Origin of the sequence: Pseudomonas lalucatii, from assembly GCF_018398425.1 — a bacterium.
In the GTDB taxonomy this organism is placed as follows: Bacteria; Pseudomonadota; Gammaproteobacteria; order Pseudomonadales; family Pseudomonadaceae; genus Aquipseudomonas; species Aquipseudomonas lalucatii.
Genome location: NZ_JADPMV010000001.1, coordinates 1,492,766 through 1,511,886, shown reverse-complemented (window position 1 = coordinate 1,511,886; position 19,121 = coordinate 1,492,766). Strand labels below are relative to the sequence as shown.

The window sequence follows — 19,121 nt, the reverse complement described above, 5'->3', positions numbered from 1 at the left end:
CCATGGCATTGCTGTTCAGTTACGCAGGCGCCGACCCCGAGTCCTGGCGCCAGGAGTTCGCCAAGCACATACCCGACCTGGACTTCCGGGTCTTTCCCGATGTCGGCGACCCGGCCGACATCGCGTACGTGGCGCTGTGGATGCACCCGCTCGGTGACCTGCGGCGCTACCCGAATCTCAAGGCGATCCTGTCGTTCGGCGCCGGCGTGGAGCACATCATCCGTGATCCGGAGTTGCCCGAGGGCGTGCCCATCGTGCGCTTGGTGGACGATCTGGTGGTCCGCGACATGGCCATGCACGCCGTGCACTGGGTGATCCACTTTCACCGCAACTACCATCTCTACCAGCAGGATCAGCCGAAGAAGCTGTGGCGCCGCCATCCCCATCGCGATCCCGCGCAGCGCCGCGTCGGCTTTCTCGGCATGGGCGCCATGGGCGCGGTGGCGGCGACGTTCGTGCGCGACCTGGGTTTCAGCGTGGCCGGCTGGGGACGCGATCCGGTCAGCGTCGAAGGCGTCGAGTTCTACCAGGGCGACGAGCGCCTGGCCGATTTCCTGCGGCGCACGGACATCCTGATCAACGTGTTGCCGCTCACCCCGGCCACCGAGAACCTGCTCAATGCCGAGCGCTTCGCCCTGCTGCCGGCCGGCGCCTGCGTGATCAACATCAGCCGCGGGCCGATCCTGGTCGAAAAGGACCTGGTGCAGGCGCTGGACAGCGGTCATCTGGAGGCCGCGGCCCTGGACGTGTTCTGCAGCGAACCCCTGGCGGCGCAAAGCCCCCTGTGGAGTCACCCCAAGGTGTTCGTCACCCCGCATATCGCCGGCATCAATTACGCCCACTCGGCCGCCAGGCTGATGGCCGACAACATCAAACGCATCGAGGCGGGGGAGCAGCCGTTCCCGATCTACGATCCGGTTCGCGGCTATTGAGCCCGGGAGGCTGAGATGAACGGCAGGCTGGCTGGCAAGGTGGCGATCGTCACCGGCGGTACCCGCGGCATCGGCCGGGCCATCGCCGAACGTTTCCTGGCCGAGGGCGCGCGGGTGGTGGTGGCCGGGCGCAGTGAGCCCGATCGGCCATTGGCCGGCGGCAGTGCTATGTTCTGCCGTACCGATGTGGCCAAGGCCGAGGAAGTGCAGGCGCTGCTGGACTTCACCCTCGAACGCTGCGGGCGCCTGGACGTGCTGGTCAACAGCGCGGGTGTACAGCTGGAGAAGCCCATCGGCGAGACCAGCGAGGCCGAGTGGGACTGGCTGATGGGCATCAACCTCAAGGGCGTGTTCCTCTGCGCCAAGGCCGCGCTGGAACCCATGTGCAAAGCCGGCGGCGGGGTCATTCTGAATATCGGCTCCTACGACGGTTTCGCCGCCGATCCGGGGCTGGCCGCGTACTGCGCCTCCAAGGGCGGCGTGCATGCCCTGAGCAAGGCCATCGCCGTGGACTACGGCGCCGCGGGCATTCGCTGCAACGCCATCTGCCCGGGCTGGATTCGCACCGAGATGATGGACGCCTACCTGAAGAGCCAGGCGGACCCGGCCGAGGCCGAGGAGGCGGTGATCGCCCAGCATCCGGTCGGTCGTCTCGGCCAGCCGCAGGACATCGCCAGCCTGGCGACCTGGCTGGCCTCGGACGAGGCCTCATTCGCCAGCGGCCAGCTGTTCGTGCTGGACGGCGGCCTGACCGCCCATGCCCCCTACGTGCAGGGGCGTAAACAATGATTTCGATCAACCCACCAGGAGTAAGCTGAATGCCGACCATTCGAATCCAGGCCATCGCCCCCGCAAGTTGCGACATCGGCCGCTTGTTGACCCGCTGCACCGCCGCGGCGGCCGATGCGCTGGGCATCCCCCAGGGTTATTGCTGGGCGATATTCCAGCCGGTCGCCCCCGGCACCTATGCCGAGGGCGACCGCGTCTGGAGCGCGTCGGAAGCAGGGCGAGCCGCGCCGCTGATCTCGATCACCGCCCTGGAAGGGCGCACGGGCGAACTCAAGGCGGCGGTTTTGCGCGCCACCGCCGCTGTGGTCGCCGAGTCCCTGGCGGTGCCGCTCGAGCAGGTGTTCGCCGAGTACCGTGATATTCCCAAGGGCCAGGCCTTCAGCGGCGGGGATATCTGCTGATCCGCCACCACAGATACAGAGGGAGGTCGACTATGAGTACCGAAAAAGCTGTCGCCGTGGTCGCCGGGGTCGGTCCCGGGCTGAGCGCCGCGGTCTGCCGCACGCTGGCGGCGCAGGGGTATGCGGTGGCCGGGCTGGCCCGGCGCCAGGAAGTCGCTGACGGCCTCGCCCAGGAGATCGGCAATGCCGGAGGCCTGATGCGCGCGTACCCGTGCGACCTGACCGACGAGGCCGCTGTGGAGCGGACCTTCGCGGCCATCGAGCGTGAACTCGGGGTGCCCGAGGTGCTGGTCTGCACGGCCGGCACCTTCCTCTGCAAACCCTTGCTCGAGACCACGGCAGCCGACTTCGAAACGCTGTGGCGGGGCAACTGCCTGGGGGCCTTTCTCTGCGCGCAGCAGGCCGTTTCGCGGATGCTGCCCACAGGCAAGGGAACCGTCATCTTCACCGGCGCCACCTCGGCGGTGAAGCCGGGCGCCCAGTTCGCCGCCTTCGGCGCCAGCAAGTCCGCCCAGCGCGGCCTGGCCCAGGCCATGGCCCGTGAACTGGGGCCGCGCGGGATTCATGTGGCGCACGTGATTCTCGACGGGGTCATTTGGGCGCAAGGGGAAGATGAGGCCTCTACCCTCAAGGCCGAGGCCATCGCTGCCAGCTACCTGCACCTGATCCAGCAGGACCGTTCGGCCTGGACCTTCGAACTGGACCTGCGCCCGGATGTCGAGCGCTTCTAGATCACCCGCTCGCGCGGAAGGGGCGTTCAGTACGACGCCCCTTCCGCGCTCAGGCCTCAAGCCATAAGGTCTTCCTCGAATGGGTAGCGCGACAGCACCTCGCAGCCGTTGGCGGTGACCAGTACCTGCTGCTCCAGCTTGACCCCTTCGAAGCCGCCCTCGGCGCCCATGTAGCTTTCCACGCAGAGGGTCATGTTCTCCTCGATCACCCCGTCGTAGCCGTGCTTCTCGAAGTCCTGGGGATAGAAGATGCTCGGGTGCTCGTCGCACATGCCGATGCCGTGGGCGATGCACGGGTAGCGGTTGGCGACGAACTCGGCTGGCGGCTTGAAGGCCTTTTCCGACAGTTCGCGGTAGCTGACGCCGGGGCGGATCAGTGCGAGGTTGTGCTGGATCTCGTGGTGGGCCAGCTGGTAAAGCCGGCGCTGGGAGTCGGAGGGCTTGCCCGGGCCGCAGTGGAAGGTACGCGAGACGTCGGCGCAGTAGCCCAGGGGGCCGATCATGTCGGTGTCGAAGGCCACCAGCTCGCCGGGACGGATGATCCGCTCGCTGGCCTCCTGCAACCAGGGGTTGGCGCGGTCGCCGGAGGACAGCAGGCGGCAATCGATCCACTCACCGCCCATGGAAATGTTGGTCTGGTGCAGGATCGACCACAGCTGCACCTCGGTCATGCCGGGCGTCAGCGCCTCGCGCATGCGCGAAATGCCGACCTCGGCCACGGTGATTGCGTGGTTCATGCACAGCACTTCTTCCGGCGACTTGATCAGCCGTGCCGCTTCCACCAGCTCCTGGGCATCGAAAATGTCATGGCCGCAATTGGCCAGAGCCAAAGGAATGCGCGCATCGGTGCGGCCAATCGCCAGGCGCCGGTTGCCGCCGCCATGCTCATGCAGCAAGGAGGCGACCTCATCGACCCACTGGTTGACCCACTCCTGCTCCCGGCTGCCGCCGAAGAAATAGTTGAGCTGCAGCGCCGGGCGGCACTCGTCGATGGTCTCAAGGCCCTTGGCTATGTGGTAGGAGGACTCCGACTCGTAGAGGATCACCGGGCCCTGGGCCGGCACGAACAGGTAGCTGCAGGGGATATGCATCTGGAACAGGGCGTAGTTCCGAAACCCGGTGGCGTAGCGAATGCTGATCGGGTCGAAAAGGATGCAGGCGGCGTAGTCGCGCTTGATCAGTTGCTCGCGGATGCGGCCCAGGCGGTAGGCACGCAGGCGGCGCATGTCGATCTGCGCTTCGGTATCGGTCAGGCGCATCACCGGCGAGGTGTGGGCCAGGCGAACCATGTCGATGTTGTTCATGCTATGGCACCGGATAAGTAGTGGTAGGGGGCGTGGTGGCGGTGGCGGGCTCAAAAAAAGCGCCGTCGATTGCTCGGACGGCGCTGTAAGGGAGCACAGGGCTCAGTCGAGCAGGCGATCCGGGCGCTGCGCTTCGCGTTCGTAGTGGATCGGCTCGGCGCGACCATAGAACTGCTTGGCCCGCTCGGGGCGGTTGACGCTGTGCGGGTCCAGCACATAGGTCGGCAGGGCGATGTAGCGGGTGCGCTCGCCCTCGATCTTGGTCACCCGGTGCATGGAGAAACGACCCTTGAAGATCTGCAGGTCGCCGGGCTGCAAGTCCAGTTCATGGACCGGGCCGCGGTCGCCGCGCAGCACCTTGGTGACGGCTTCGAGGTTCTCGTTCTCCGGGGTGCGCAGGTCCGGGCAGTACTCGAACATGCCGCCTTTCTCGGCCCCCTGGACCAGGATGCTGACGGTGAATTCGTTGCCGTCGAAGTGCCAGGCGAACTCGTGGCCCGGGTCCATCACGCTGTAGGGGTTGCGCCCCAGCGGATCGGCCCAGCGGTAGATCGGCGCCACGCCGAGGCAGTCGGAGACGAAGCGCAGCACCTCGTCGGAGTCATAGGCCGCGCGCAGGTCCGAGTCGGCCTCGAGGATGTCGGAGTTGATGAAGCCGTTGGTGCGCTTGTTGAAGATGCGCTTGGGATGATCCTCTGGCAGCGACGGGTCGTCCTTGGTCATGTAGGGGTTGTTGGCGTTCTCGGACCAGTAGGTCTGCGGCTTCAGACGCTCGGCCTCGGCGAGCATGCGGGCGATCGACTCGGGACGGACGAAGCCGCGCACGCAGCAGCAACCCACGGCATCGAGTTCGGCGCGGCACTGCTCGACCAGCGCCATGGTCAGCGGGTTCTCCGGCTGGTGGATCGGGTAGCGGTCGAGGTCGATGATCGCATCCAGCGCTGGGCTGATGACGGGTTCGGCGAGGGCTTGAGCGGCTTGAGGCATTGCGATGTCTCCGGACAGAAAATGTTTGGGTTGCGGCGCGCTGGGCGCATGGCCGGATCATCTGCAAAGCGCTTATATTAGAAAAACGATTTTATTTGCTGCTCCCCATTCAAGAAATCGATTCGAGTAGAGAAATACCTTGAACATCAACCACATGAAGGCATTCCTGGAAGTCGCCAAGAGCGGCGGCTTTCAGCTGGCGGCCGATCGTTTGCACATCACCCAGTCGACGGTGAGCGCACGCATCAAGGTGTTGGAGACGCAACTGGGCCGGCAGCTGTTCGTGCGCAAGCGCGAGGGCTGCGAGCTGACCGTGGCCGGGCGGCATTTCCACCGCTTCGCCCACGCGGCGGTGCGGGCCTGGGAGCAGGCCCGTCAGGAGGTGGCCCTACCCGAGGAGCTCAATGCGGTGGTGACCCTGGGCGTGCAGATGAACCACTGGGAGCGGATCGCCCCGGCCTGGGTCGAGAGCATGCAGGCCCGTGCGGCGAATGTCGGCACGCGGGTGGTGGCCGATTATTCGGAGAATCTCCTGGCCGACCTCAGCGACGGCCTGATCGACCTGGCGATGACCTATATCCCGCGTCAGCAGCCCGGGCTGGCCTGCGAACTGCTGATGGAGGACACCCTGGTGCTGGTCTCGACCACGGCGCGCAAGGTGACCAAGCACTGGCAGCCGGACTATGTGTTCGTCGACTGGGGCGCCGAATTCCGCGCGGCGCACAGCCTCGCCTATCCGGAAACCCGGGCGCCGCGCCTGTCGGTAGGGCTGAGCATGATCGGCCTGGACTACATCCTGAAACATGGTGGCTCGGGCTACTTCTCCGCGCGCACGGTGGAACCATTGCTGCAGGCGGGCCGGCTGCACCTGATCGAGAAGGCGCCAACCTTTCAGCGACCGGTCTACCTGCTGCATCCCAAGGAGCCCATCGATGCGGAGCTGCTGGAGCTGGCCAAGGGGGCGCTGAAGGACGTGGTGGCCATCGACATGCGCCATGAGCAAATGCCGTGAGGCAGCTCCATGTGGCCAGTCGCTGGCGCAAGCGCTCAGTGCCGGCGAATGCCAGTTGAATTTAATAAATCGATGGATGGCCGGAATTATATTTGTTTGCTTGGTGTAAGAGCGGTGGTGATCATGCGGGCCGATGTGCAACCCATTGGCTGATTGGAGGCCCCATGACTACAGCACCTGCGTCCGTTACAGAGCGCGCCACCCGGTCGCTTGCCGACATCATCGACCTGGAGCGCTACCCGATTAACACGCCAGACCACCCCAGAACCCAGGCGCTGATCGCCCAGTGCCGGGCGCAACTGGATGAGACCGGTTGCAGCGTGGTGCCCGACTTCATCCAGCCCGAGGCCGTGGCGCGGATGCGGGCTGAAGCCTACCGCCTGCGTGAGCGGACGTTCTGGTCGAAGCAGAGCCACAACCCCTACATGACCGCGGAGGACCCCTCGCTGCCGGAACATCACCCGAAGCGCTTCTTCGAGCGGCGCACCAGCGGCTTCATCAACTCGGATATCCTCGAGGCCGACTCCGACCTGCGCGCGCTCTACGACTGGGATGCCATGACCCGCTTCGTCGGCGCCTGCGTCGGCGTCTGGCCGATCTACCAATGGGCCGATCCCCTGGCCCGCTGTCCCTACGCGATCATGGAAGACGGGCACTACTTTCCCTGGCACTTCGACGGCAATGAATTCACCATCAGCGTGTCGGTCGAGCAGCCGGAGCAGGGCGGGGAGTTCGAGTACGTGCCGAACATGCGCTCGCTCGAGGATGAGAATTTCGAGGGGGTCAGGCGCGTGCTGGATGGCGACCGCAGTCGCGTGCACAGATTGGTATGGGAGCCGGGCGCGCTGCAGCTGTTCAAAGGGCGCTACTCGCTGCATCGGGTGACCCGGGTAGAAGGCGAGGGCGCGTGGATCACCGCATTGCCGACCTACGTCCTGGACCCTGAAACGGTCAACCGGCCGGAGCGGGCGAAGCAGTTCTATGGATACGCCATGCCCATTCACTATGAGCGAGAGGCCAAGCGGCCTGATCGCTTGACCGACTGACCCGCAGTGGAAGGTCACTCGCCAGCGGCCATGGCCTTGGCGAGTGACCGGGTTGTTAGGCCTACTTCTGGGTTTCCATCTGCCGCAGGCTGCTGATCAGGGCGTCGCCCTGAGAGGCGTTGTGCTCCTTAGCCAGGCGCTCGGCGGCATCGGCGTCGCCCGCCAGTATCGCCTGGACCAGCGCGGCATGGCGTTGGCCGATATTCTTGTAGTCGGAGAATTCGGAGTCGCAGGAGGCGATGAACACGCGAATCTGCTGCTCTGTCAGCTTGTAGTGCTCCTGCAGCCGGCCATGTCCCGACAGCGAGACGATCAGCTTGTGCAGTTCGAAGTCGGCGTTGGCGATGTCCTTGGGGTCGCTACCTTCGCAGGTTTGGCAGAGGCGCTGGTAGGCTTCTTCAAGCTTTTTGGCGCCTTCGGGCTCGATGCGCTCCGCCGCCAGGCGCGCGGCCAAGCCGTCGAGCACTCGGCGCAGGTTGTGCAGTTCCCAGGCGTCCTGCGCGTTGATGGCGATGACATGCCAGCCGGTGTAGGGCACCTGCGAAACCAGGCCCTCGTTGTGCAGCTTCTGCAGGGCCGCGCGGATGGTGCCGCGGGATACGTGGAACTGCTCGGTCAGCTTGGCCTCCGTGAGGCGAGAGCCGGCCTCCAGGTTTCCGGTAACGATCATCTCGCGAAGAATATTGGCCGTTTGCACGTCGAAGCTCTGCTTCGAGATCGCACTGCTTCCAGGCATGTTGGTTACTCCGATCACTCAGTACTGTGTTTAGACGGGATCATCCCTGATGGTGCGGCTGATTATCGTACAATTGTTAACAATTGTCATGCCGTGCGTCGCAAATCCACAGGCATGTGTTGGCTCGGCGAACCGTACTTTGAGCGGCGGAGGCTCGACTAGCTCGGCGAGCGGAGCAGCCTCTAGGGAGCAGGGACGCCGGTCAGTCGGCGTGTCCTAAGGGGGGAGGGGTAAGGCACGCGGACACAAAAAAACCGGCTCTGATGGCCGGTCTGCCTGGGTTCCCGGTTCATGTTGAGGCATCTCGAAACATGCCGGGATAAGAATCTGGAGCGGGCGAAGGGAATCGAACCCTCGTCATGAGCTTGGGAAGCTCATTTTTGTTGTTTTTTGTATCGTGTGTGGAGATACACAACTGGCCATGTAAGCCAGTAAAATAGGGGCTTTCACGGGTTTTCAGAGTCTCGTGGTGTTTCAGGGCGTGCCTTCTTGTTTTAGGTAAACGGCCCCCAGAAACGGCCCCCAAAAAGGAATACCAATGCTGACTGAAAAGCAGATACGTGCGATCAAGCCCTCCGAGAAAGAATTCACCGTCAGTGATGGGCGTAGTGCAAGAGGGGAAGGAGTGCTGATGCTGCGCGTGCGGCCGAACGGCACCAAAGAGTTTTACTTCCAGCGTCGTCAGGGCAGTAAGAAGATCAAGATCAAACTTGGTACCTGGCCCTCGCTCAGCCTGACCGAGGCGCGGGATAAAAGCCGGGAAGAAAAAGAGGTTCGGCTCTCTACTGGCACTTTCGGTGATCTCATGGATTCCTACGTGGCCAAGCTCAAGGCTGAGGGGGCCGCTACCGCCAAGCACGTCGAATGGTCTTTCAAGCGCTATGTCAGTGAGCCCTTTCCCAGCCTCGTCACGCGCCCAGCAGTGATGATTGGTCCGGCCGAGATTCGGGATATCTTGGCGAGAATGATTGCCAATGGCGTGACAACCCAGACCAACCGTCTGCGTTCGCGGCTGCACGCCGCCTTTCAGTTTGCCATGCGCCAGGAGTTCAATCCGCGCAACTACCTCAAGGACGAGGTGCGCTTCGGTCTGCAGAGCAATCCAGTTGCCAGCATTCCGGTGCAGGCTGACTGGGAACAGCCAGGTGACCGTGCTCTTTCGGTCAAGGAGCTGGCGACGCTCTGGAATCTGCTGCCTGAACACCTTTCTCTCACCACGGCCGAGCTGCTCAAGTTCCTGATAGCTGCAGGTGGCCAGCGCCCCGAGCAGTTGCTGCAGTCTGAGCGGGCTCTTTACCTGGCTGACCATGTCACTATTCGCAGCAAGAAGGGTGTGGAGGGGGAGCGCTCGCTGCATGTCGTGCCCATGAACAAGCTGATGAAAGGCTGCTTGAGGGTCATGGATGAGATCAGCACAACCAGTGCATACCCGTTCCAGGGAAAAATTGAGGGGCAGTCGCTCAACGTGCAGTCGCTGTCGCGTGCCGTGACCAAGCTCTATGGCCGACACGCCGACAAGTTCGACGCGCCTTTCACCCTCAGGGATCTGCGTCGTACCTGCAAGACGTTGATGGGCAAGGCAGGGCTGGATAAGCAGCTGCGGGATCGAATCCAAGGACATGCGTTCAACGACGTGTCCGCAAAGCACTATGACCGTTACGACTACTTCAAGGAAAAGAAGCGCGGACTCGATCGCTGGGCTATTTGGCTGGAAAAGAACGTTATCGGCCAAAAACGCTGAAGGCCGCTTGCGGATTTCGGTGAGCGTGACCGAGCGTTTCGCTAGTACGTGACCGGTGCTTCCACCCCGGTTGCGCGGGTTCTGGATTGTAATCGCATCGGTCACGATGCGGTTTGTTCCTCGGCTTTTTTCCGGCGCAGTGACTCGCCCTTCATCGTCAGTCGGTAAGCGTTGTGCACCAGGCGGTCGAGGATGGCGTCGGCCAGGGTCGGGTCGTTGATCCAGCCATGCCAGTGCTCGATGGGGAGCTGGCTGGTCAGGATGGTTGAGCGACTGCCGGCGCGGTCGTCGATCACTTCCAGCAGATCATGCCGAGCACCTTCCTCCAGCGGGGCCAGCGCCCAGTCGTCCAGCACCAGAACGTCGACCTTGGCCAGCTGTTGCAGGGTGCGGCCGAAGCTGCCGTCCCCATGGGCGATGCGCAGTTGCTCCAGCAGGCGCGGGGTGCGCAGGTACAGGGTGCTGTAGCCCTGACGGCAGGCCTGGTTGCCCAGGGCGCAGGCGAGCCAGGTCTTGCCGGCGCCGGTCGGGCCGGTCAGCAGCAGGTTGTGTTGCTGGCGTATCCAGTCGCCGTTGGCCAGGCTGGCGATCAGGCGCTCATCCAGGCCGCGGCCGGAGCGGCGGTCGAGATCTTCCAGGCAGGCGTTGGCGTACTTGAGCTTGGCCTTCTTGCGCAGCCGTACCAGGCGCTGGTTGTCACGCCAGGCCAGCTCGCGGTCGAGCAGCAGGCCGAGGCGTTCATCGAAGCTCAGACTGTGGCTGGCCGGCAGCGTCCATTGCTCTTCCAGCGCGCGGGCCATGCCGTCCAGGCGTAGCTGGTGCAGTTGATTCAGGCTGTGTTGGGGCATCATCGAACAGCTCCTGTTGCGGGGGTTGGTAGTAGTCGGCGCCACGGACGTTGGCATGCTGGGTAGGCAGGCGCGTCTCGGCTGCACGCTTGGGCAGCGGCTGTCGATCCAGGCCTTGCTGGAGCAGGTTGCGCACACTGCGTCCGGTGAAGGCGCGCAGCTGGACGGCCCGTTCGGCGGCGGCTTCCAGGCGTGCATGGCCATAGCGACGGGCCAGCGAGAGCAGCCCGAGACAGGCGCGGTAGCCCATCTCCGGGTGCGGTTTGTGGGTCAGCTGGTGATCGATCAGTTGGCGCGTGCAGGGGCCGATTCGCGCACCCCAGTCGAGCAGGCGTTGGGGCGTCCACTCGCGATGCGCCTGGTGCGCGGCGGGCATGTGTTCGCGCTGCGTGCTGTAGGCGCCGCGACGACCCAGCAGCAGGTGGCTGGCCACCCGCCGGTTGCCATGCAGCACCTCCAGGGTGTGCGCCGTCAGCCGCACATCGACGCTCTGCCGGGCCAGAGCCGAGGGCACGCTGTAGAAGCTGCCATTGACCTCGATGTGGTAATCGATGTTGACCTTGCAGCGCTTGAAGCTGGCGACCTCGTAGGGCTGGGCCGGCAGCGGGCGCAGGGCCGGGCGATCCAGGCGCTCGAACCAGTCGCGTCGACAGCCGTCGAGGCGCTTGAACGGGCGCCGATTGAGATCCTCCAGCAGTTCGGCGATGGCCTGATTGAGCGCGTGCAGGCTGAAGAACTGCCGGTGGCGCAGGCGCGCCATGATCCAGCGCTCGACGACCTGCACGGCGACCTCGGCCTTGGCCTTGTCCTGGGGTTTGCGGGGCCGTGCCGGCAGAATCACCGTCTGGTAATGGCGCGCGCACTCCAGCGTCGCGCGGTTCAGGCCCGGCTCGTAGCGATCCGGCTGGGCGACCAGGGCGCGTGGATTGTCCGGCACCACCATCTCCGGCACGCCGCCGAAATAGGTCAGCGCCTGGCCCAGCGAAGTCAGCCAGTCCACCTGGGTTTCGCCCGGTGTCGCGCAGACATAGGTGTAATTCGAGGCGCCCAGGGCCGCGACGAAGATGTGCGCCCGACGGACTTCGCCAGTGGCCGGATCGACTACCGGCAGCGTCGGCCCGGCATAGTCGATGAACAGCTTCTCGCCTGCGCGGTGCAGCTGACGCATCGAGCGCTTGAGGGTCTGGGCATAGCGCCGGTAGCGCTCGACGAACTGGGTATAGCGGTAGGTCGGCTGTCCCGGATGTGCGGCGAGATACTCCTCCCACAGCAGCTGCAAGGTCACGCCCTTGCGGCGCAGCTCGCGGTGGATGCTCAGCACGTCCGGCAGCACCCGCTCACCGCGCGACTTTTCCGTCGACACCGGCGCAAACAACGCAGCCGCCAGCGCGGCCTCGTCCATGACCACCAGCGCCGGCCAGTCCAGCCCGGCCACCCGCGCTGCCGTGACGTACTTGCTGACCACGCCCTTGGACAACTGCAAGGCACGGGCGATCTTTTCGTGGGACAAACCGGCCTCAAGCTTGAGGCGCAGACATTCTTTGATGTTTCGCATGGCTACTCGCGGCGCCGGCATCCCTCGTCTCCCGAAATCGGGCGAGGGTGACGGTCGCGTCAGGTCATGCGCAACGAGGAGGAATGATTTCGCTAAGCCGTGACCGGCGATTTCGGTAAGCCGTGACCGCCTGTTTCGGAACAGGCGAAAAGTCGGTCACGTTGCTAGCGAAACGAGCGGTCACGCGTTAGCGAAATGACCGGTCACGATCAACCGAAACGGCCGGTCACGATGCTCCGAAATCCGCAGGCCGCTCAAGCGGCCTCCTGCGGTTTCCATGTTGTCGGGCACTTCTGCCAGCGTGCTACCTCCGAAGCCCTCCAGCCGACGCGCCCAGGGGTTATGGGCACCGGTTTCGGGAAGCGTTTGGCCTTAATCTCTCGCCATAGAGTGGATCGTGCGAGGCTGGTTAGTTCGAGTACTTCGGCCTCGCGCAAGAACCTGTCCAGATCACTGTTCATAGCGAGGCCCTCGGCTTGCCCTGTCGAGGGAGTTGCTGGCGTATTCGTTGCGCTGCAGTTTCAGAATTAACAGTGTTTTCATCGCTCCATGCCACCATGTCATTCCAGTGAGTCCAGCCTATGGGCGGTGTTCTTGGTGGCAAACCACCTCTATCGCAGACGGGCGTAGAGGAAGGGGGCTGAAACTCTCATTGAGTTGCTTGGGATGTAAGCAGGCCGGTCAGTGGTCGAGTCAGGACAGTTCGGATGATGCTGGCAAGGGCCAGTCTCAATGCGGTCGAGCAGGGGCGCGAAGCAACGTGTTCCTGACGGACTCTCTGTCCCAGGAGCAAGGTCGAAACAAGCGCCCGTAGCTGCCGGCCCGCTCAGGCCAGTTAGGCGCCAGCTCAGGTCAGATCAGTCGCTCGTACTCCGAGAGAAGCTTGACGCTCTGCGTTAGACCTTGAACCAGAAGCCGGTCCAGAAGCTCCCGGGCGGTATGCGGTGGATTTTTCAGGGAGGCTCGTTGTGCTTGCACTGCCTCAAGCACGGCGGCCTGATCCAAGTCGAAGAGATCGGCAATGAAGTCGTCTGGATGCACCGCCTCGATCTCAAACGGCTCCAAGACCTCAGATGGGAAGTCCTTCAGGTTGAAGGTCACGATCACGGATGCGTTGCACTTGATTGCTGCAGCCAAGACGTGCCGATCATCTGGATCGGGGAGGTTGAGCCCCGCACACAGGGGCTCGTATCCGGTGACCAAGGCATCCGGTATAGCTCTATCCATCGCGGCAGATGTGCGATCCAGTTGCGCCTGGGTCAGATCCTGCCGATTGAGCAGGAGATTGCGCTTCCATTCTTCATGGATCAGGGCCGTCCAGCGCGCGCGGTACACACCAGTTAGCGCCAGGTGCATGAGTAGATCGCGCAATGGCGCTGGGTAGAGGACGTTTGCGTCATACACCGCGGTGAACGGTGAGTGCCTCATTCGTACCCCATCCCCAGCTCCTGAGCTTGTGCTGCGAGTTCATCCATGGCTTGGCGGCTTTCAGCAGTCCTGCGCTGTTTGTAGCCCATGAGGTCTGCGAACTTCACTCGGCGATGACGGCCGACCTTGGTGTGGGGAATGACATTCTCATCCAGCAGCTTTACCAGGTGCGGGCGCGAGACATTGAGCAGGTCCGCTGCTTCTTGGGTGGTCAGCTCCGCATGGATCGGAACGACTTTCACAGCATTCCCCATTGCCAGCTCGCTCAGGATTTCGTCAAGAAGACGCAGAGCCGAAACGGGCAATTGAACGGTGTGCGGCCGCTGCTCATCGTCCAGTATTTCAATGCGCTGGGTCTCCAGCTTGGTCGACAGGAAGGCGGCGAGCTGGCGGCGCGACTCTACGGCAGCAGCAATCTCCCTTTCGTCGGGGAGCATCGTGCGATTGAGGTCCGCGATGGTCATGGGTGTCTCCAGAATTACTTGTGTGCACGCAGGCAGGTGTGCGGCGCATCGGTGCTATTTTATAAACGAAATAAACGAAAATCACAATAAACGAAACGAAGCCTCTGAAGGCTTGCACGTCCAATCCCCTCTCGCTACGACTGTCGTCTCAACGGACGCGAGAAACGCTGAGTTATCGGGCGCTGTGGTCTGAGTGGCATTTCCTTGGCCGTGTCCTGCGAGAAGTTGCTCGGTACCAAGCGCATGGTCGCCCTGCGTTGTGGTCCCGATGTTGAGGGGATCGGTTTTAAAGTTAAAGGTTGTCGGTTGACAACCTTGTTGGCCGTGCGAATACTGGAGATCACGCCCCCCGTCCTTTTCACTCGAAGAAAGAGGTTGAAGAAGCACTGAGGCATGCCGAGGGGCAGGGCTGGCGCATAGAGCTGGGTGGAAGTCACGCTTGGGGGCGAATCTACTGTCCAGACAACGATGATGAGTGTCGCCCAGGCGAATTCTGCATCCCCAGCGTGTGGAGCCCCCCCAAGATCCCTGGCAACCATGCGCGTGCTCTTCGGCGCGTCGTAGATAACTGCACCACGCACCGTAAGCAACTGCACGCCGCTGAGGGCGCAGAGGAGTAGTGCTATGGAATACACCTTCACTCTGAAATACCAACTGGCCGACGATGACCGTGACCCGGAAGCGTTGGTCGAGCGCCTCGGCGAGGCTGGCTGCGACGATGCCCTGATCGGTACTGGCCGGCCAGGCCGGCTGGCGCTGGAGTTCACCCGTGAAGCGGAGAGCGCTGAAGTGGCTGTGCGCAGCGCACTTACCGACGTACGCAGTGCCGTGCCGTCGGCCAGGCTGATCGAGATGGCGCCGGATCTGGTCGGTCTCACCGATGTGGCGGAGATCGTCGGTGTGTCGCGCCAGAATATGCGCAAGATGATGTTGGCTTATCCGAGCAGTTTCCCTACACCGGTACATGAGGGCAGTGCATCGATCTGGCATCTAGCGGACGTGCTGACCTGGCTGCAGGCCAAAGGCAGCTATTTGCTGCCTAGTGGCGTCCTGGACGTGGCTCAGGTGGCCCTGCAGGTCAATCTAGCCAAGGAAGAGCGACGGCTCACTCGCCCGGCCTCTACGGAACTGCAAGCCCTTGTCGGATGAGGCCGGCGCCGACTTCATGCTTGGTTGGAGCCCGCTCGGACAGGGTGCGATCTGCCTCAGTTCATGCCGACGGATTGTGCGCCGGAAGGCCAGCGGCTGTCCTTCGGAAACTGCGGAAGCGATTCGTAGGCTTCCGTGCCCGGTAAGGGGAGGGACTGATCAGCGTCAATATCGAGAACCTCGGTGTATGCGAAGAAGTATCCATCTCTATCTCCATGATTACTCTCCATGGGTGGATGGTGGTTTCAATACCAACTGAGACAACTTGCTGTGGCGTAGAAGGCTCTCACCGCTGGTGCTTGCGACTAGTCATGGAGTCTCTGCTCCACGTGGGCCGATACAGTATTTGTCTGGCTGTCGCTAGCGCGATCATTTTCGCTTGGCGTGTTGAGACTGTGCTGTTTGAACGCCTGTGCGACAGTGTTCCGCAGTTGCTCGTCGTCCCAGGGTTTGGTGAGAAACTTGTAGATGGCGCCCTGGTTGATCGCCTCAGTCACCGACTGGAGATCCGTATAGCCAGATAAGATGACGCGCATAGTCTCCGGATAGAGGTTCTTGACCCGGCTAAAGAACTCCGTACCGCTCATCTCCGGCATGCGCTGATCCGAGAGAATGACCTGTACATCATGTTTGGCTAGAAGGGCGAAGGCGTCCTGGGCTTTGGTAGCGGTGATGATTCGATAGCCGTCACGGCGTAGTACGCGGGTCAGGGCGCGCAAAATATTAGTTTCGTCGTCGAGTAATAGCAGGGTTTGTGGCGGGCTGGATGACTCGCTGGCGGGCGATTGCTGGCTGTGCTGTCCATGTGGATTACGCAGGAAGTGTTCTAGCTGGGCCAGCGGCATGGGTTTGGCGAAGTGGTAGCCTTGGAATTCGTCGCAGCGGCTTTTTTTAAGGAAGGCGACTTGGGATTCCGTTTCGACGCCTTCGGCGATCACCTTGAGTTCGAGGTGATGAGCCATCGAAATGATGCCTCGCGTTATTGCCGCATCATGACGGTCGCTGATCACCTCTTGGACGAAGGAGCGGTCGATCTTGATCTTGTCGACCGGCAGGCGTTTGAGGTAGTTCAAACTAGAGAAGCCAGTGCCGAAATCGTCGATCGAAAGCTGCACGCCAAGATCCTTTAACGCATGCAACGTGTAGACGGCTCTTTCGGTGTTATCCAGTAACACTGTTTCGGTGATTTCCAGTTCTAGCAGTTTGGCCGGCAAATGCGCCTGTTCGAGGACGCTGCGCACGCTCTCGACGAAGTTGGCCCGCCTGAACTGAACGGGTGAAACATTGACTGCCATCACCACATCACTCCAGCCCTTGTCGGCCAGTATGCGAGCATCACGGCATGCGGTTTTCAGCACCCAGTCGCTCAACGGAATGATCTGTCCGGTTTCCTCGGCCACTGGGATGAACTGCGCTGGTGAGATGAAACCATACTCGGCATGCCTCCAACGCAACAGGGCCTCGACTCCCACGACTTTACCGCTACGGCCATCGACCTGTGGTTGGTAATGGAGTTGAAAGGCTTCGGCCTCGATGGCTTTCTGCATTTCGTTGCGCAGGTTCACGCGCTCGCTGATCTTGTGTTCCAGGTCTGCGGTATACCACTGACAGTTGTTATGGCCTTGCTGCTTGGCTTTGTGCATGGCCATGTTGGCCTGCTGGATCAGCTGGGTGGGCTGTTCGATGTTGCCATCGCTCAGGGTAATGCCGATGCTGGCGGTTAGGTGCAGATCGGCATCATCGATTCGGTAGGTGCGGGCGATGTGGCCGATTAGCCGCTCGCTCACCAACAACACATCTTCCTCCCGTGCCAGATCAGGCAGCACCACCACGAACCTATCGCTGTCCAGGCGCGCAGCGGTGTCACCTGGACGTACCTGCTGGCCAATGCGCTGGGCCACTTGGATTAGCAGCTGATCGCCAACCTGATGGCCCAGGCTTTCGTTGATAGTCTTGAAACCGTCAAGGTCGATGAACATTACTGCCAGGCTACGTTTGTAACGCCGGCTAATCTGGCAGCCCTGGTTGAGGCGATCCTCCAGTAGCGAACGGTTAGGTAGGCCGGTGAGCACGTCGTGGCTCACGTTGTAGGCCAGTTCGGACTCGTAGCGCTTCTGCTCGGTAATATCGTTTTGCACGCCAATGAAGTGGGTGATCTTGCCCTGTTCATTGGGTACCGGGGCGATATACAGGTCATTCCAGAACGGCGTGCCATCCTTGCGAAAATTGCGCAACACGACGTGTGCATCTTCCTGCCGCGCGAGGCGCTGGCGGAGCTCGCTTATCCCAGCCTGCTCACGGTCGTCGTTTTGCAGGAAGCGACAGTTGCGGCCAATGGCCTCCTCGGCGCTGTAGCCGGTGATGCGTTCAAATGCAGTGTTGGCGTAGATGATCGGCAGGTCTTCTGCCAGGGCATCGCAGATCAGCACGCCGTTGTAGCTGGCCTCGAGGCTACGCTGCAGCAAGCGCAATTTATGTTCGGCAGTCTTGCGTTCGTGGATATCGCGTAGCGACAGCAATCGTACCGGTTCCCCGTCCCATTTGGTCTGGGTGCACTGCACTTCCGCCTCCAGGGTGCTGCCATCGCTCAGCGGTATGCTCCATTCATAGAGCCGGCCTGGCTCATATGCCCTAGCCAGGTAGGGCTCTGCTAGAGGCGTGAGTGGTGTGCCGAGCAGCCTTGCTGCTGCCGGGTTGGCCAAGAGTACGCCGCCGTCATGCTTCACCAGCAACTGGCCATCGAGGCTGTTAGTGAAGATTTGGAGAAGGGCCCTGTTCTTGAGTTCAACCTCCCGGCGAGCCTGAATGGTCTCGGTGATATCCCTGGCCATCACCAGAAAGGCTGGTGTAGCGTCGTACTCGAACTTATGGACCAGCACGTCCATCGCCACGTCATGACCATCCTTATGACGATGTGACCAAATGCCCTGGTTGGATGGACCGTCACTGTGGAGCACCTGAGTGACGGACTCCAAAAGACGTTCCCGTTCTTTGGGGGCGAGGATATCCGCCACCGTCATGCGCAGCAGCTCTTCACGCGAATAACCATGCGCTTTGACTGCGGCCGGGTTCACCGCCAGGAAGGCCAGTGATTGTTGGTGAACGACGTACACGGCTTCCGGGTTGGTTTCGAACAGCAGGCGATAACGGGCTTCGCTACTGGCCAGTGCGTCTCGGGCATGCACCCGGCCCAAGGCGTAGCGGATGCTGCGCACCAGCATCTGGCTATTGAATTCGCCCTTGATCAGGTAGTCGGCGGCGCCCATGTCGATGGCGCTGGCATCCAGCTCGTCGTCGCCTTGCCCTGTGAGGAGGATCAGCGGCGCCCTTATTCCCAGGCCCTGGGCGTGGGCAATCAGGTCGAGACCGTTTTCGGTGCCGAGGCGATAATCGACGAGGTAGAGATCGTGCGCCCGCTGCTCTAGGGCGGTAAGTGCCGCCTCGTAGTCGCTGACCCAATCCAACTGGTAGCGCAGCTGCCCACTCTCCCTTAGAAGATCTCGGGTGATCAGGTAGTCGTCCTCATCATCCTCGATCAACAGCAGGCGTAGGTTGTGGGTACTCATCGGATGTCGTACTCCGTTGGCAGTACGGCAGTTTCGAGCCAGAAGCTGCGTACATTATGAGCTAACGTGACCAGACCAGAATAGGAGGCCGGTTTGGTGATAAAAGCATTGGCCCCACTCTCGTAGCTTTGCTGCACATCCTCGCTTGCATCTGAGGTCGTCAGTATTACGACGGGGATACTGCGTAGGTTTGGGTTGTTCTTGATGTCGGTCAGGGCCTCACGGCCATCTTTGCGTGGCATGTTCAGATCGAGCAGGATTAGCCCGGGTAGGCGATAGCAATGCTGCAGGTAGTCCAGCAACTCTTCACCGTCATGTTTAATGAGCACCTGATTGACGACCATATTTTCCTGCAGTGCCTCCTGTAACAGCAGGCAGTCGTCGGGGTCGTCGTCGACGATGAGAATATCCAGGCCGTTAATGCTGTCCATG

General features: G+C 62.1%; 19 protein-coding genes. 9 read left to right on the top strand and 10 right to left on the bottom strand.

Annotated elements, in window-relative coordinates; translation table 11 throughout:
* Nucleotides 1-2: 2 nt before the first annotated feature.
* Genes I0D00_RS06865 through I0D00_RS06850 form a run of 4 tightly spaced genes read left to right on the top strand, consistent with a single transcriptional unit; the run spans nt 3 to nt 2,853 of the window.
* Nucleotides 3-932, top strand: a complete 930-nt coding sequence (locus tag I0D00_RS06865) for a 2-hydroxyacid dehydrogenase (RefSeq protein ID WP_213638991.1) — start codon at nt 3-5, stop codon at nt 930-932.
* Between the two features lie 15 nt (nt 933-947).
* Nucleotides 948-1,721 (top strand): SDR family NAD(P)-dependent oxidoreductase, encoded by a 774-nt coding sequence (locus I0D00_RS06860; protein WP_213638990.1) that lies wholly within the window; start codon nt 948-950, stop codon nt 1,719-1,721.
* A gap of 29 nt (nt 1,722-1,750) precedes the next feature.
* Nucleotides 1,751-2,122 (top strand): tautomerase family protein, encoded by a 372-nt coding sequence (locus I0D00_RS06855; RefSeq protein WP_213638989.1) that lies wholly within the window; start codon nt 1,751-1,753, stop codon nt 2,120-2,122.
* A 32-nt stretch (nt 2,123-2,154) separates the two neighbouring features.
* Nucleotides 2,155-2,853 (top strand): SDR family NAD(P)-dependent oxidoreductase, encoded by a 699-nt coding sequence (locus I0D00_RS06850; protein ID WP_213638988.1) that lies wholly within the window; start codon nt 2,155-2,157, stop codon nt 2,851-2,853.
* A 56-nt stretch (nt 2,854-2,909) separates the two neighbouring features.
* Here I0D00_RS06850 and I0D00_RS06845 read toward each other — a convergent pair whose 3' ends face one another.
* Together I0D00_RS06845 and I0D00_RS06840 are read right to left on the bottom strand one after the other, a co-directional pair.
* Nucleotides 2,910-4,157 (bottom strand): M24 family metallopeptidase, encoded by a 1,248-nt coding sequence (locus I0D00_RS06845; RefSeq protein WP_213638987.1) that lies wholly within the window; start codon nt 4,155-4,157, stop codon nt 2,910-2,912.
* 102 nt (nt 4,158-4,259) lie between these two features.
* The gene (locus I0D00_RS06840) at nt 4,260-5,144 is read right to left on the bottom strand and encodes a HalD/BesD family halogenase (RefSeq protein ID WP_213638986.1); all 885 of its coding nucleotides are present in this window, start codon (nt 5,142-5,144) and stop codon (nt 4,260-4,262) included.
* Nucleotides 5,145-5,283: 139 nt separating this feature from the next.
* Between I0D00_RS06840 and I0D00_RS06835 the strand changes: the two genes are divergently transcribed.
* Nucleotides 5,284-6,156: a LysR family transcriptional regulator gene (locus tag I0D00_RS06835; protein WP_213638985.1), complete on the top strand. Its 873-nt coding sequence runs from the start codon at nt 5,284-5,286 to the stop codon at nt 6,154-6,156.
* 164 nt (nt 6,157-6,320) lie between these two features.
* Nucleotides 6,321-7,202 carry a HalD/BesD family halogenase gene (locus I0D00_RS06830; protein ID WP_213638984.1) on the top strand — a complete coding sequence of 294 codons (882 nt, stop codon included), beginning with the start codon at nt 6,321-6,323 and terminating at the stop codon, nt 7,200-7,202.
* Nucleotides 7,203-7,263: 61 nt separating this feature from the next.
* On the opposite strand, the gene I0D00_RS06825 is transcribed toward I0D00_RS06830, so the two are convergent.
* Nucleotides 7,264-7,938, bottom strand: a complete 675-nt coding sequence (locus I0D00_RS06825; protein ID WP_213638983.1) for a GntR family transcriptional regulator — start codon at nt 7,936-7,938, stop codon at nt 7,264-7,266.
* Nucleotides 7,939-8,476: 538 nt separating this feature from the next.
* On the opposite strand from I0D00_RS06825, the gene I0D00_RS06820 reads away from it, so the two are divergent.
* Nucleotides 8,477-9,679: a tyrosine-type recombinase/integrase gene (locus I0D00_RS06820; RefSeq protein ID WP_213638982.1), complete on the top strand. Its 1,203-nt coding sequence runs from the start codon at nt 8,477-8,479 to the stop codon at nt 9,677-9,679.
* 101 nt (nt 9,680-9,780) lie between these two features.
* Here the strand turns inward: I0D00_RS06820 and istB are convergent, their stop codons facing one another.
* The 5 genes from istB to I0D00_RS06795 form a co-directional block, all read right to left on the bottom strand.
* Nucleotides 9,781-10,530: an IS21-like element helper ATPase IstB gene (gene istB / locus I0D00_RS06815; protein ID WP_213638981.1), complete on the bottom strand. Its 750-nt coding sequence runs from the start codon at nt 10,528-10,530 to the stop codon at nt 9,781-9,783.
* Complete coding sequence (gene istA / locus I0D00_RS06810; RefSeq protein ID WP_213638980.1) at nt 10,418-12,103, bottom strand: IS21 family transposase; 1,686 nt, start codon at nt 12,101-12,103, stop codon at nt 10,418-10,420. The genes istB and istA overlap by 113 nt, the downstream gene beginning before the upstream one ends.
* A 233-nt stretch (nt 12,104-12,336) precedes the next feature.
* Nucleotides 12,337-12,543 carry a helix-turn-helix transcriptional regulator gene (locus I0D00_RS06805; RefSeq protein ID WP_213638979.1) on the bottom strand — a complete coding sequence of 69 codons (207 nt, stop codon included), beginning with the start codon at nt 12,541-12,543 and terminating at the stop codon, nt 12,337-12,339.
* A gap of 391 nt (nt 12,544-12,934) precedes the next feature.
* Nucleotides 12,935-13,510, bottom strand: coding sequence for a PIN domain-containing protein (locus I0D00_RS06800; protein ID WP_213638978.1), 576 nt, complete (start codon nt 13,508-13,510; stop codon nt 12,935-12,937).
* Complete coding sequence (locus I0D00_RS06795) at nt 13,507-13,974, bottom strand: helix-turn-helix domain-containing protein (RefSeq protein WP_213638977.1); 468 nt, start codon at nt 13,972-13,974, stop codon at nt 13,507-13,509. Before I0D00_RS06795 ends, I0D00_RS06800 begins: the two co-directional genes overlap by 4 nt.
* Before the next feature lie 299 nt (nt 13,975-14,273).
* Between I0D00_RS06795 and I0D00_RS21470 the strand changes: the two genes are divergently transcribed.
* Entirely contained in the window at nt 14,274-14,594 is a 321-nt protein-coding gene (locus tag I0D00_RS21470; RefSeq protein ID WP_420850769.1) for a hypothetical protein, read from the top strand.
* Nucleotides 14,595-14,598: 4 nt separating this feature from the next.
* Nucleotides 14,599-15,123, top strand: coding sequence for a helix-turn-helix transcriptional regulator (locus tag I0D00_RS06790; RefSeq protein WP_213638976.1), 525 nt, complete (start codon nt 14,599-14,601; stop codon nt 15,121-15,123).
* Nucleotides 15,124-15,428: 305 nt separating this feature from the next.
* Here I0D00_RS06790 and I0D00_RS06785 read toward each other — a convergent pair whose 3' ends face one another.
* Entirely contained in the window at nt 15,429-18,689 is a 3,261-nt protein-coding gene (locus tag I0D00_RS06785; protein WP_213638975.1) for an EAL domain-containing protein, read from the bottom strand.
* Complete coding sequence (locus I0D00_RS06780; RefSeq protein WP_213638974.1) at nt 18,686-19,120, bottom strand: response regulator; 435 nt, start codon at nt 19,118-19,120, stop codon at nt 18,686-18,688. The genes I0D00_RS06785 and I0D00_RS06780 overlap by 4 nt, the downstream gene beginning before the upstream one ends.
* Between the last annotated feature and the right edge of the window lies 1 nt (nt 19,121).

Excerpts from the sequence above, each read along its gene's own strand:
- I0D00_RS06785 (WP_213638975.1), bottom strand. The coding sequence starts at position 18,689 with ATGAGTACCCACAACCTACGCCTGCTGTTGATCGAGGATGATGAGGAC.
- istB (WP_213638981.1), bottom strand. The coding sequence starts at position 10,530 with ATGATGCCCCAACACAGCCTGAATCAACTGCACCAGCTACGCCTGGAC.
- I0D00_RS06845 (WP_213638987.1), bottom strand. The coding sequence starts at position 4,157 with ATGAACAACATCGACATGGTTCGCCTGGCCCACACCTCGCCGGTGATG.
- I0D00_RS06800 (WP_213638978.1), bottom strand. The coding sequence starts at position 13,510 with ATGAGGCACTCACCGTTCACCGCGGTGTATGACGCAAACGTCCTCTAC.
- I0D00_RS06850 (WP_213638988.1), top strand. The coding sequence starts at position 2,155 with ATGAGTACCGAAAAAGCTGTCGCCGTGGTCGCCGGGGTCGGTCCCGGG.
- I0D00_RS06840 (WP_213638986.1), bottom strand. The coding sequence starts at position 5,144 with ATGCCTCAAGCCGCTCAAGCCCTCGCCGAACCCGTCATCAGCCCAGCG.
- I0D00_RS06865 (WP_213638991.1), top strand. The coding sequence starts at position 3 with ATGGCATTGCTGTTCAGTTACGCAGGCGCCGACCCCGAGTCCTGGCGC.
- I0D00_RS06805 (WP_213638979.1), bottom strand. The coding sequence starts at position 12,543 with ATGAACAGTGATCTGGACAGGTTCTTGCGCGAGGCCGAAGTACTCGAA.
- I0D00_RS06830 (WP_213638984.1), top strand. The coding sequence starts at position 6,321 with ATGACTACAGCACCTGCGTCCGTTACAGAGCGCGCCACCCGGTCGCTT.
- I0D00_RS06820 (WP_213638982.1), top strand. The coding sequence starts at position 8,477 with ATGCTGACTGAAAAGCAGATACGTGCGATCAAGCCCTCCGAGAAAGAA.
- I0D00_RS06780 (WP_213638974.1), bottom strand. The coding sequence starts at position 19,120 with ATGGACAGCATTAACGGCCTGGATATTCTCATCGTCGACGACGACCCC.
- I0D00_RS06855 (WP_213638989.1), top strand. The coding sequence starts at position 1,751 with ATGCCGACCATTCGAATCCAGGCCATCGCCCCCGCAAGTTGCGACATC.
- I0D00_RS06790 (WP_213638976.1), top strand. The coding sequence starts at position 14,599 with ATGGAATACACCTTCACTCTGAAATACCAACTGGCCGACGATGACCGT.
- I0D00_RS06825 (WP_213638983.1), bottom strand. The coding sequence starts at position 7,938 with ATGCCTGGAAGCAGTGCGATCTCGAAGCAGAGCTTCGACGTGCAAACG.
- I0D00_RS06860 (WP_213638990.1), top strand. The coding sequence starts at position 948 with ATGAACGGCAGGCTGGCTGGCAAGGTGGCGATCGTCACCGGCGGTACC.
- I0D00_RS06795 (WP_213638977.1), bottom strand. The coding sequence starts at position 13,974 with ATGACCATCGCGGACCTCAATCGCACGATGCTCCCCGACGAAAGGGAG.
- istA (WP_213638980.1), bottom strand. The coding sequence starts at position 12,103 with ATGCCGGCGCCGCGAGTAGCCATGCGAAACATCAAAGAATGTCTGCGC.